The 12,358-nt window shown below is 30.1% G+C and carries 12 protein-coding genes; 3 read left to right on the forward strand and 9 right to left on the reverse strand.

Translation table 11 applies throughout. From position 1 onward, the window contains the following. Nucleotides 1-19: 19 nt before the first annotated feature. Nucleotides 20-1,450: an adenylosuccinate lyase gene (gene purB / locus G9F70_RS13375; RefSeq protein WP_164946167.1), complete on the forward strand. Its 1,431-nt coding sequence runs from the start codon at nt 20-22 to the stop codon at nt 1,448-1,450. A 272-nt stretch (nt 1,451-1,722) separates the two neighbouring features. Continuing rightward, on the forward strand, nt 1,723-2,721 hold the full coding sequence (locus tag G9F70_RS13380) for a tyrosine recombinase XerC (RefSeq protein WP_164946168.1): 999 nt from the start codon (nt 1,723-1,725) through the stop codon (nt 2,719-2,721). A gap of 99 nt (nt 2,722-2,820) precedes the next feature. Here the strand turns inward: G9F70_RS13380 and G9F70_RS13385 are convergent, their stop codons facing one another. Continuing rightward, entirely contained in the window at nt 2,821-3,309 is a 489-nt protein-coding gene (locus tag G9F70_RS13385) for a hypothetical protein (RefSeq protein ID WP_164946169.1), read from the reverse strand. A 235-nt stretch (nt 3,310-3,544) separates the two neighbouring features. Between G9F70_RS13385 and lexA the strand changes: the two genes are divergently transcribed. After that, nucleotides 3,545-4,153: a transcriptional repressor LexA gene (gene lexA / locus G9F70_RS13390; RefSeq protein WP_164946170.1), complete on the forward strand. Its 609-nt coding sequence runs from the start codon at nt 3,545-3,547 to the stop codon at nt 4,151-4,153. 142 nt (nt 4,154-4,295) lie between these two features. Here lexA and G9F70_RS13395 read toward each other — a convergent pair whose 3' ends face one another. The 8 genes from G9F70_RS13395 to G9F70_RS13430 all read right to left on the reverse strand — a co-directional run bounded on the left by G9F70_RS13395 (nt 4,296) and on the right by G9F70_RS13430 (nt 12,306). Beyond that, the gene (locus G9F70_RS13395) at nt 4,296-5,576 is read right to left on the reverse strand and encodes an aminotransferase class I/II-fold pyridoxal phosphate-dependent enzyme (protein ID WP_125001238.1); all 1,281 of its coding nucleotides are present in this window, start codon (nt 5,574-5,576) and stop codon (nt 4,296-4,298) included. A gap of 297 nt (nt 5,577-5,873) precedes the next feature. Continuing rightward, a complete protein-coding gene (locus tag G9F70_RS13400; protein ID WP_164946171.1) occupies nt 5,874-6,392 on the reverse strand; it encodes a YcxB family protein in 519 nt (172 codons plus the stop codon). 346 nt (nt 6,393-6,738) lie between these two features. Then, nucleotides 6,739-7,761, reverse strand: a complete 1,023-nt coding sequence (locus G9F70_RS13405; protein WP_164946172.1) for a DUF1835 domain-containing protein — start codon at nt 7,759-7,761, stop codon at nt 6,739-6,741. 87 nt (nt 7,762-7,848) lie between these two features. After that, nucleotides 7,849-8,877 (reverse strand): DUF3658 domain-containing protein, encoded by a 1,029-nt coding sequence (locus G9F70_RS13410; RefSeq protein WP_164946173.1) that lies wholly within the window; start codon nt 8,875-8,877, stop codon nt 7,849-7,851. A 197-nt stretch (nt 8,878-9,074) separates the two neighbouring features. After that, complete coding sequence (locus G9F70_RS13415) at nt 9,075-9,626, reverse strand: GNAT family N-acetyltransferase (RefSeq protein WP_164946174.1); 552 nt, start codon at nt 9,624-9,626, stop codon at nt 9,075-9,077. Between the two features lie 130 nt (nt 9,627-9,756). Further along, the gene (locus tag G9F70_RS13420) at nt 9,757-10,287 is read right to left on the reverse strand and encodes a CDP-alcohol phosphatidyltransferase family protein (RefSeq protein ID WP_164946204.1); all 531 of its coding nucleotides are present in this window, start codon (nt 10,285-10,287) and stop codon (nt 9,757-9,759) included. A 172-nt stretch (nt 10,288-10,459) separates the two neighbouring features. Further along, a complete protein-coding gene (locus G9F70_RS13425) occupies nt 10,460-11,194 on the reverse strand; it encodes an aminoglycoside phosphotransferase family protein (RefSeq protein WP_164946175.1) in 735 nt (244 codons plus the stop codon). A 308-nt stretch (nt 11,195-11,502) separates the two neighbouring features. Then, on the reverse strand, nt 11,503-12,306 hold the full coding sequence (locus tag G9F70_RS13430) for a lipid II flippase Amj family protein (RefSeq protein ID WP_164946176.1): 804 nt from the start codon (nt 12,304-12,306) through the stop codon (nt 11,503-11,505). Nucleotides 12,307-12,358: the final 52 nt, after the last annotated feature.

Here is a 12,358-nt window from a genome sequence, read left to right on the forward strand (position 1 = left end):
GTACGTATGGAGGCAGAATATGAGAAATTCTTATAATACACCGTTAAACAGTAGATATGCATCAAAAGAGATGAGTTATTTATTTTCAGATGACATGAAATTTAAAACTTGGAGAAAGCTTTGGGTTGCCCTAGCTGAAGGCGAAAGGTTACTAGGAGTTAATATTACGCAGGCTCAAGTTGAAGAACTTAGATCTTTTGTAGATGATGTAAATTATGAAGTTGCAGAAGAAAAGGAAAAAGAGATAAGACACGATGTAATGAGCCATGTATATGCATATGGGGTTCAATGTCCGAGTGCAAAGGGAATTATCCATCTAGGAGCTACTAGTTGCTACGTAGGGGATAACACTGATTTGATTGTAATGAAAAAAGCATTATTATTAATTAAAAAGAAACTAATTAATGTAATAAGTAAATCTTCGAAATTTGCAACAAAGTATAAAGATGTTCCTACTTTGGGGTTTACTCATTTACAACCAGCTCAATTAACTACTGTAGGTAAAAGAGCAACTCTATGGATTCAAGAATTAATAATGGATCTAGAAAATTTAGACTTTGTAATAGATAACATTAAGCTACTAGGGGTTAAAGGAACAACAGGAACCCAGGCCAGCTTTATGAATTTATTTGATAATGATGATAAAAAAGTAAAGGACTTAGATAAATTTGTAGCCAATAAAATGGGTTTTGAAAATACATATCCCGTTACTGGTCAAACTTATTCTAGAAAAGTAGACTCAATAATATTAAATACACTTTCAGAAATAGCTCAAAGTGCATATAAATTCAGTAATGATTTAAGATTACTTCAAAGTATGAAAGAAGTAGAAGAACCTTTTGAAAAAAGTCAAATCGGGTCCTCTGCAATGGCATATAAAAGAAATCCTATGCGTTCTGAGAGAATTAGCTCGCTAGCAAGATATATTATAATAGATTCATTAAATCCAGCTATAACAGCTTCAACACAATGGTTTGAAAGAACATTAGATGATTCAGCTAATAAGAGAATATCCGTAGCTGAGGCTTTCCTAGCTCTTGATGGAGTATTGAATCTATATATGAACATAGCAGGAAATATGGTAGTGTATGAAAAAGTAATTACTGCTCATGTAAACAGTGAGCTTCCATTTATGGCTACAGAAAATATTCTTATGGAAGCAGTTAAAAGGGGCGGGGACAGACAAGAGCTTCATGAAAGCATTAGAGTTCATTCTATGGCTGCAGCAAGACGGGTTAAAGAAGAAGGCTTAAATAATGATCTTATAGAGAGAATTATAAATGATGATAGCTTTAAGATGTCAAAAGAAGAGATTCTAGCAGTAATTGACCCAATTAAATTTATAGGTAGAGCTCCAAGTCAAGTTGTAGAATTTATAGAGGAATATGTAAATCCAATATTAGAAGCAAATAAAGATGCAATGGGTGTGGAAACTTCTATAAACGTATAATCATTGATATGAATATGACATATGTTTATAATTAATAACAATTAGACTAAAGAAGCTATCAGTGATGTAAAACTGGTAGCTCCTTTAGTTTAACTATAGTTTTAACAGGAAACATATAGATTACATTGCAAAGCAAAATAAATAAATTTACAATAATAAAAAAAAAAATTAAAGTATTTTTAAAAATAAGCAGGATTTTGCCCCCCTCTTGTAGAATAATAATGTCGTGAAATGTAAGTTTCACGACATTATTATATATTTTGGAGGTACCTATGAAATCTGATATAAATACTATTTATAACAATGAACTCCCTGCGTTTCTAAATGATTATTTTAATTATTTATCTACTATTAAAGGCTGTTCTGTGGCTACTATTGTTGCGTACACTGCAGATTTATCATTATTGCTAAAGTTTTTGAAAATGTATAAAGGCTTAGTACCCTCAGATAAAGTTCTGCACATTGAGGAAATTAGTATTAAGGACTTAACTCTAGATACATTAAAGACCCTTACATTACAGGACTTATATGCCTTTATCTCCTATCTTGGAAAATCTAGGGCTAATGGAAACTATGCTAAAGCAAGAAAAATCGCATCTATAAAGTCCCTATTTAAGTATTTAACCACTAAATCCAAAGTGCTAAATATAGATCCATCAATAGATCTAGAGTCACCCAAATTAGGCAAGCGAAGCCCTGTTTTCTTAACCTTAGATGAAAGCAAGACCCTGCTAGATGCAACTACATCTAGAGAGAAACATTCTATTCGCGACCATAGTATGATTACACTCTTTTTAAATTGTGGTCTCAGACTATCGGAGCTTTGTAGTATAAATATCTCTGATATGAAAAATGATACCCTATCTATTATTGGAAAAGGAAATAAAGAAAGAACCATCTATTTAAATAAGGCTTCATTAAAGGCAATATATAAATATTTACCTATTAGAAATGCAGATTTAGAAAAAATTCATCCTGAAGATAAGGATGCCCTTTTTATAAGCGGTAAATTTGGCAGAATTAATAAAAGAACTGTAGAAAGAATTGTAAAAAAACATATAGGCAACGCTGGCCTTAATAAAAATAAATATACTCCTCATAAATTAAGGCATACCTCTGCTACTCTTATGTATAAGTATGGTAATGTTGATATCAGAAGTCTGCAAGAAATTTTAGGTCATGAAAATATATCTACTACCCAAATATATACTCACGTAGATAATGATAAATTAAGAAATGCAGTTAAATCAAACCCACTTTCTGATGAGTAAAAAAGAAAAAAGTATATATTACTATTAATGCATTATACGTAATATATACTTTTTTTTTGCACATAAAAATATTTCTTAAATAATAAAGAAAGTATATATTTATATTTTTTTTACTCTTATAAGTCCTGGAAACTCCTCATGAAGTAAATCTGAATTTTCTTCTTCATTTTCAAGAAGGTCTTTCATCCCGTCTATATCATCTATATATTCCCAAACTTCATCATTTTCAGGTATAAAATCATCCTTATCTATGTTAGAGTGTTCTTGCTCTGCTAACAATGAATTATATTCTTCAAATTCAATTAGTCCTTCTGAGTCTGATAGGTCTTGATTTTCATTTTCACTATTATTTTCTTCTGCTTTTGATAAGTTAATTACATCCTTATCATAAAAATCATCTTCCAATTCTTCTTCTAACTCTTCGGCCTGAAAAACTTCATCAATTTTTATGGCTTTAACATCATAGCCTTCAAGTTCTAAGCATTTTCCACAATTATTACATTTTTTATTGGAATTCAATTCACAGACTTCACATTCCCCACAATTACTACAAATTTTCTTATCATTAAATATACAATTTTTAGCCATACAACACCACGCTCCATTAATTTAAAATACTTCATAATAGACAAGTATAACAAATAATACTCTAATAATCAAACAAAAACAATTTTATAGATTCAATTATATACATTTTAATTATATTTCAGCATTTAGAAAATATGAATTTTAAGCACTAATACATTTTGCCTAAAAGACGAACGTAAGTTTGATTCTTTTACATATATATGGTATAATTTTAATACGAATGAGAGGTGTTTTTATGTTAACTCAAAAAAAAGATAAACAAAGCGAAATATATAACTACATAAAAGAGCAAGTTCAATTAAAAGGATATCCACCTTCTGTAAGAGAAATATGCGTGGCTGTAGGATTAAAATCTACCTCAACTGTTCATGGCCATTTAGAAAGATTAGAGAAAAAAGGATATATTCGTAGAGACCCTACCAAGCCTCGCGCAATTGAATTATTAAAGGATAGTGTCACAAGAAAAGAACTAATAGATATCCCTATTATAGGAAAAATTACAGCTGGAATACCAATACTCGCAGTTGAAAATGTTGAAGACACCTTTACTATTCCACTAAATTTTACTAAAACCAATAATGAATTATTTATGCTTAGAGTTTCTGGTAGCAGTATGATTGAAGCAGGAATATTAGATGGAGACCTAGCTATAATTGAGAAAATTAATACCTCTAAAAATGGTGATATAGTGGTGGCTCTTATTGATAATGAAGCAACTATAAAAAGATTTTTCAAGGAAAAGGGTCATATAAGACTTCAACCTGAAAATTCAACTATGGCCCCTATTATAGTTGATGACTGTGCAATCTTGGGAGTACTTGTTGGTATTTACAGAAAGTATTAAATCATCCCCTAAAGCATTTCAATATTATTTTGTATACAACAAAAACCTGCAAATAATATAATCATTGCAGGTTTTTGATATTCCCGTACTAGCTTAACTAGCAAAAGGTAAAGTGAAGTTAGTTTAATATATGAGCTTGATTTTAAATAACTTTTGAAAGCGCTATTAGTATTCCAATCTTAGCATGATCAAAGGTTAATCCACCCTGTAAATATGCTATATAAGGCTCTCTAATTGGTGCATCTGCAGATAATTCTATTGATGAGCCCTGAATAAATGCCCCTGCTGCCATTATAACCTTATCTGCATATCCTGGCATATCCCAAGGTTCACATTGAGCAAACGAATCAATGGGCGACCCCTCTTGTATACCCCTACAGAAATTAATCAACTTTTCCTTATTGTTAAATTTTATAGCTTGAATTATATCGCTTCTTTTATCCGTATATTTAGGAAGAACTTCAAAACCTGCAAGTTCCATAATTCTTGCACAAAAGATAGCGCCCTTCAATGCTTCCATAGCTACATGAGGTGCTAAGAATAACCCTTGAAATAAAGTACGCATAACTCCAAAAGTAGAACCACACTCCCCTCCTATTCCAGGAGTTGTTAATCTATAAGAAGCTTGCACTACATATTCTTCTTTACCTGCAATATAACCACCTGTAGGTGCAATGCCTCCACCAATATTTTTTATAAGTGAACCTGCAACTAAGTCTGCACCTACATCTGTAGGCTCATGAACGTCCATAAATTCGCCATAACAATTATCTACAAAGCAAATAACCTTTGGATTTATAGCTTTTGCAGCTTTTATAATCTCTTCTATTTCACAAATTAATAATGCTTTTCTCCATCCATATCCAGTGGATCTTTGAATATGAATTAGCTTAATTGACTTATCTTCTAGTAGATTCTTTTTCATTAAATCAATATCAACTTTAGAGTCATGGGTTAATTCTAATTGCTTATATTTTACACCATAATCTTTTAATGATCCTATATCTTCTGTAAGATTTATACCTATTATATTAAGAAGTGTATCGTAAGGTGTTCCGCATACAGACATCATGGTATCATTAGGTCTTAAATTACCAAATAAGGCTGCTCCAATTGCATGTGTTCCATTTACGAAATGTGGTCTTACCAATGCACTCTCACAATTAAAAATCCTCGCATATACCTTATCTAATGAATCTCGTCCGATATCTCCATAACCATATCCAGATGAATTTGTAAAATGAGCGTCGCTAATTCTTTCATCTTGCAATGCTGTCAAAACCTTGAGTTGATTAAACTCTCTTATTTCATCAAGAATTTCAAACTCCTTTTGAACATCTTGTATTGCTATATCATAGAGTTCTAGGGTTTTTGAGCTTATTTTATACTTGTTTTGAAGGTATGTTTTTGTTATATCTATCATGATTCCAGGTCCCCTTTTGTCATTAATTTATTATATATGTATTTAAAATTACACCTAAAGCAGCTTAAATAAAATGGACTAATAGCCTACCTAGTTATTTAAGTTGCCCTAGTAATAATAACATATATAATACTAATGTAGAACAGTTTTATACAGAAATCAAAGTTATAAGCCTTTAAATATACTGTAATATAATGTGGTAACTTCCGTTATCCTTCATTTTTTTACACTTAACAGCAAAACAAGATTACCATGGACGATATTGCATGAAATTATACCCCTAATAATACACTGTTTTCATCTTACTTTTAAGGTTTTATTGAGTATATTTAAAAATTCACTCTTTTCATCAACACTGCCGAATATTCTTATCGGTATAATATAAGCCATTACAGTACTAACGTATATAAATATATGTGTTTCAGACTGTACGACTTTTTCAATTACATTATATTTTGTTTCACTGAATTCAGTTTTATCAACAACACCTTCTTCTGTAAATGAAAAGTTGTGATTTCCAAGAATGCCTGTGGTTTTACCTTCCTCAAGTATCTTTGAAATTCTTTTTTCTACAGACCTTTTCATAAATTTAGGATAAAAAATAATCCATAATACAGATGATATTATACAAACGCTAGACCAATACCATAAAGGTATATCAGTAATCTTTATTAGAAATATAGGTAAAACTAGAAATATGATTGGGAAAATAAATCTTAGAATAAATAAGGAACGTTTCATTGTCACTGAATGAGTCATATGGTAAATGTTAAAATCGATGTAGTCTTGCTTAGTTATTTGATATTCTAAATTCATAAAATCCCCCTATAATTGAAAATATATTATCCTGAAAAATTTGTTTTACAAACAAAAATACCATAATCTAATTTTGCGTTTTCTTAGATTTTCGCTTCATAAGTTAACTAGTGATCAATGTCACTTAAAACTACAGTATTCACGACCCTCATGAAAATATACTAATCCTTTTTTTTATCACGGAAATTAATAATAACCCCTAAAACTAAGCATATAGAACATATAACAAGTATTATAATTTGTTCCATGAACAAACCTCCTTCATTTTTTATACCTTGTAAGTTTTATCTTAATATACCGTAATATTCTACAGTTGTGACTTAACTACTAGAAAAATCTTGCTTGATCATAAGTTTTTAACTTGTCCTATAGTTAAGCCTGTGTTATCTGCTATGGTTTTTGAATCTAATACATCCTTTAACTTTTTAGCTATACTTATTTTCTCTTCTAACCTACCTTCTTCTATATATTCATTTATCATATATTCTTCTTCATCTAAAGATTTTTTACTATTTTCCCAAACACTCATAGCCTTTTGATTTGTACTTAGATGCTTTAATCCTTCCTCCGTTATCTTTATTTCCATGCTCTCAAATGTACCGTGGCATGCCTCAGAGCATGTGTAATCAATTTTTCCTAACTTAACTAATTTTTTTACTCTCCAGAATATATAATCAAAGGAAATTTCTACATCACTGTTTTCGATTATAGACCTCACAATTTCAGCTGAGTTTCTAAATCCTTTGGGGGTGTATTTTAATACGTCTATATCAAAATAATTTTCGTCTACACTTTTTATTTGTTCACTTTTGAAAACACGCAATATAGAGTTATCATTTTTTAATAATTCCCACGTATCAAGAAGTTGTTTATATTTATTTGAGTTTAGTTTTTGTTTTAAACTGGTATATTTATCTATATATTGGGGTACAATATCTCCAGTATCTCTAGCTAAATACACATTATCTTTATCTTTTACTACTGTATCTGTTGCATTTATTAAATATATATTTAAATTTCTATCCTTTAAAAGTTCTAAGAGATATAACATTCCACAGAACTCTTGACTGGAACCGTACCATAAATATAAAGTATCCTTGTCATCTATTTTAGAAATTTCATTGTAAAATGTATTATAAATTTCATTTAAGTCCTCTGCACCATAACTCGCAAAATACTCCCCTTCATCAACTATACTCCCCCAATTAATTCTTTCTTCAATGTTCACTCCACCCTTTATAGGCCCATGTGAAAGATCATCAGAAAGAACTATAACCTTTTGCTGGCCATCCAGTTCATTCATCCTAATAGCAACTCTAAATTTTCCTCCTGCACCTTCTGAAAAACATATATTAACTATATTATTCATTATCATACTCCTTTCAAGTTAGCATACCAATAATATCTAGAAAAATAACATAGTATCTTGAAGCTAATCATTTCTTTTATTAATCAATTAATTTTTCTGCAAATTTTCAACTTGCTCTAGGCTTAAACCTGTTTTATCCGCTATAGTCTCCATATCTAATACATCTTTTAAATTTCTCGCTATATCTATTTTTTCTTTCATTCTGCCTTTTTCTCTATATTTATTTTTCATATCTTGTTCTTGCTCTGAAACTATTCTATCCTCTTCCCAAATCTTCATGGCATCTTTGTCAATAGTAAGATATTTGAATCCTTCTTCTGTTATTTTTATTTCCATTCCTATGACTCCAAACTTGCCTTTGTATTCTATTTTTTCTGCTTTAATCAGTTCGTTTATTCTCCAAAATATATACTCATCCGAAATTTTATCTTCACTTTTACCTAACACCTCGCCTAAAGTTCTCATAGAGTTTCTAAATTCTTTCGGTGTATATTTTAGTATAGCTATATCAAAATAACTTTCATCTACACTTTTTACTTTTCCATCTTTAAGAACACGTAATATAGAATTATCCTTTTTTAATGATTCCCAATCATCAAGAAATTGTTTATATTCATTTGAATCCAGCTTTCTTTTTGCAGTAGCATATTTTTCTAGATTTTCTGGTATGATTTCTCCTGTAGTCCTAACCTGAAATACAATATCGTTGCGCTTAATAACTGTATCTTTTACATCTATTATATATGTATTTAGCTTCCTGTCTTTTAAAAGCTCTAATGTATATAGCATTCCACAGAACTCTTGGCTAGATCCATACCAGAGGTATAAAGTATCACTGCTCTCCATATTAGAAATTTCATCATGAAATGCATTATAATTTTCTTTTAACTCCTCTATATCGTAATCAATAAATAGCTTTAATGGATCAGCTCTCTTAAAAATATTATACCAATTAATTCTTTCCTCAATATTTACTCCACTCTTTATAGCTCCCTGTGAAAGGTTATCAAAAAAAACTATAACCTTTTCATTATACTGAAGTTCGTTGGTACTGACAGCCTGTTTTAAAGTTGCTCCCGCACTTTGTGAAAAACATATGTTGATTATCTTATTCATAGCTATCCTCCTGTTAAAAAATTAGAAATTTATTACGAAGTGTACATTAAGTAATACCTAAAGCAAATAGCATAAAAGTTATATTAGAGTTGTGTTGATACTTGGTTTTTGGTAATATTATTGAAGCTGAAAATTACTTATAAAGTAACTATTTCTAAGGAGTATATTTACACTCTTGTTGATGAATAATATAAATATTATTCATTGACATCATATTCATAATCAAGAATTGAGTATAGGAATGAATCTCTCCATTTTCCTTTTTGTAATTTATGCTCCCTTAATCGACCTTCTTTTATCATCCCTATCTTCTCCATAACCTTAGCTGATGCAATATTATCTGGATGGCATATAGCAAAAATCCTATGTAGATTTAATTTTTCAAATCCAAAATTTATAATTGCATCGCCTGATTCAGAAGCATATCCATTTCCCCAGTATTGCTTATCATAACAATATCCAATGGAGCCTTCCTTATTATTAATGTTTGTGACATGTATCCCGCAAGCACCAATTAAAATATTATTTTGCTTTAATACTACTGCAAATTCATAATCATATCTTGGGTTTAAAGTTTGATAATCAATAACCTTTTTCAAGAAAATGTGTGTATCCATTTCGCTATTGGGTCCAAATGGTAGATACATTGTTACCTCTGGTTTTGAAGCATATGCATGAATAGACTTAAAATCGTCTTCATTAAATTCTCTTATAATAAGTCTGTCAGTTTCTATCGTATTGAAAAACATATAATTACACCTACCTATTTTCTGTTTTTATAAACATTCTTTATTAGATTAGTTAGTTATATTCTACAAGCAGGAACATTTCAAATTAACTGTCCCAACACACTTAATAAAATAACCCCAAAGATTATGCTCATTTTTCAAATATACTTTGTTTATTTAAGTTCAGTTGACTTGAGCTCAACTGAATAAGCAATTCTTCAATTGCTGATATGCTTGCCACAGCACAAATTATATACATCAACACAGTTGTATGAACATAGGGAAGCAATATTGGAAATATGAATAATACTATGCCAGTGATTTTATTTCCGTAGGTATGGAGACTTGCAAAGGTTTTATATTTTTTCAGTGCTATAACCATCGAGGCTAATCTGATAATAGCAATTGAAATAATCCAAATGACGGTTTCATTTGTAGGATTTACGATTGGATAAAGCACAAATAATACTACTCCTGTCATTATCATGTCAGCCATAGAATCAAGCTTTGCGCCAAGTATACTTGTTGTCACTGTCTTTCTGGCAATGAATCCATCCATAATATCACTGAATCCACAAATAATATATAGTGCATAAAAGGCTAGGCTTAATGGCGTAACAAAAATCAAAATCAAAGAAAATATTATTCTACTAAACGATATACAATTTGGTATTGATTTTATCTCATCACCTCCCCAATATTAATAATCTTTATTATGCAAATTAATACTATGTCATCACTTAAAAAAATTGAGACTTAACACAACCACACATTATGTTCATAATTCATCTGTTAACTACTTGTTCATGCTACATTAAGTCTCTTCTACTACATACATTTTACCTTGCATTTAACTATTCCTTCGGGCATTCACCCACTCTAGCTGCAATAATAACTGATAGATAATTCTGTATCATTTCTCTGGTAACATTCATTTGCATAAGATACAAATCTGCCAGCGTTTTCTTAAATTGTAAAAGCATTTCTCTATCGACCATTTCTATGGTTACAGGTGTGTATTCCACCAGAAATATAGTTCTTGCAACATCATATAAAAAATCTCCATGACACAAGTTCATGAAATCTATAACCATTGTATGTCCATCCGATATTAATATATTACCTGGATGGAAATCACCATGACAAAGTGTATTTCCATCCAGAAGTTCATCTAACATTTTCAATACTTCTGCTTGTTTTTTTGAATTAGCTGATGGCGATTTTAATATATTACATTTTAAAAAATCCTTGTAACTCGCTACATTACTAATCGTATTCTGAAGGATTTCCTTATGTAACTTTGCCATATATACTGCACATTCCTTCACATCACCTGTTCTCATAAGCCAATTCAACAGGGATTCACACTTCACTTTGTCATATATAATACCCATTCTCTCTTCGCAAAAAATAATTTCATATACCTTTGGTTTTGCAAAATCCATATTTCTTATTGCCTTTGCATTTTGAAACTCTCTTTCTACCGATTCTTTTGGATAGCCTTGATAGAAAAGTTTAAGTACCTTGCCTTCTTCCCATTCATATACATTTGCAGTATTACCTATGCCAATTATTTTCCCATATTTCATTTATTTCTCTCCTAATCTTTCAAAACATTAACCTTTTCATTAAACACTACTATCATATTTGATAGTCTCAACTCATCCATAATATACTATTCTAATTAAGTTTCCACAATCTATAATTCTATATTAATTTCCAACTTCCTTTTTATAGAGTAATATTTATGTAAATATGTACTAATTTGTCGTTTGAATTAATTAGAAGAAGCCTATCCCGTTGATTTTTCTATGAAATAAGCTTTTGCCATTATATATATTTGGTTTTTCAGTAGCAACTATAAATTGTTAAGCATAATTTATTTTTTAAATTATATCTAAATTATTTTAGCTATAAAGGATATTGCTTCAGCTGCTGGAATTAATAAAAACTGAGCTGAAATCGTACCTACGATTAATCCTCCAACAATAAAAATTATACATCTATTAAATTGGAATTCAGTACATTTCCCTTTTATTACATCATCGGTTAGCATTGATACATAAGGATCTACGAATATAACCATAAGTAATGTTGCCACTCCTGTTATCACCGATGTTAAATTACTGCATGTTGATCGGAGTACTGGATTTAAACATCCTGCATATAATGATGCCAAAGAAGCAACCGTTAACGCGGAGAAAGCTACTGTATTAATTAGAATAATTTTTTTAGGCATCATTTTAAAGTTTTTTAAATGTGACAAATTTTCTTTACTAGGTTTTGTGACACTAGTTTTAAACTGCTCTATTCCTGATTTTGAGAAACCATGTAACAATAATTTAGGGATAGAACGATTAATACTAAATGATTCTACGGCTTTTCGTAAAACTTTTATAAATGTTGGCATTAATAATGCCCCTATAATTGTTGCTACGGTTGTAGAAAAAAGTATCCACCTAAATATATATAATAAATTTTCAGCATTTCCAATTAGTATAGTATTTTCAATTTTTTTAGACAATAATGGTGCTTGAATACTGTTTGCAGTTCTAGATATTAATGCAAAAATGCTAAACACTGCAGAAGATACAGCTATTCTTCCTGTTTTTACACCAACAATTCTTACAGAATAAGCAAGCGTTGCAATTATAGAAATTATAACTGTAAGAATTAAAACAATTATTACTTGTGTAGACATTCACTTTCCTCCTTCAATCAATCTTTTCTTCTTAATTTACAAGAGAATTATA

The sequence above is a fragment of the Clostridium sp. FP1 genome (assembly GCF_011065975.2).
In the GTDB taxonomy this organism is placed as follows: domain Bacteria; phylum Bacillota; class Clostridia; order Clostridiales; family Clostridiaceae; genus Clostridium_AD; species Clostridium_AD tagluense.

Bases quoted from the DNA above. Each gene is read 5' to 3' on its own strand.
- G9F70_RS13410 (WP_164946173.1), bottom strand. From the start codon at position 8,877: ATGAATAAGATAATCAACATATGTTTTTCACAAAGTGCGGGAGCAACT.
- G9F70_RS13415 (WP_164946174.1), bottom strand. From the start codon at position 9,626: ATGTTTTTCAATACGATAGAAACTGACAGACTTATTATAAGAGAATTT.
- lexA (WP_164946170.1), top strand. From the start codon at position 3,545: ATGTTAACTCAAAAAAAAGATAAACAAAGCGAAATATATAACTACATA.
- G9F70_RS13430 (WP_164946176.1), bottom strand. From the start codon at position 12,306: ATGTCTACACAAGTAATAATTGTTTTAATTCTTACAGTTATAATTTCT.
- G9F70_RS13400 (WP_164946171.1), bottom strand. From the start codon at position 6,392: ATGAATTTAGAATATCAAATAACTAAGCAAGACTACATCGATTTTAAC.
- G9F70_RS13395 (WP_125001238.1), bottom strand. From the start codon at position 5,576: ATGATAGATATAACAAAAACATACCTTCAAAACAAGTATAAAATAAGC.
- G9F70_RS13425 (WP_164946175.1), bottom strand. From the start codon at position 11,194: ATGAAATATGGGAAAATAATTGGCATAGGTAATACTGCAAATGTATAT.
- G9F70_RS13380 (WP_164946168.1), top strand. From the start codon at position 1,723: ATGAAATCTGATATAAATACTATTTATAACAATGAACTCCCTGCGTTT.
- G9F70_RS13405 (WP_164946172.1), bottom strand. From the start codon at position 7,761: ATGAATAATATAGTTAATATATGTTTTTCAGAAGGTGCAGGAGGAAAA.
- purB (WP_164946167.1), top strand. From the start codon at position 20: ATGAGAAATTCTTATAATACACCGTTAAACAGTAGATATGCATCAAAA.
- G9F70_RS13385 (WP_164946169.1), bottom strand. From the start codon at position 3,309: ATGGCTAAAAATTGTATATTTAATGATAAGAAAATTTGTAGTAATTGT.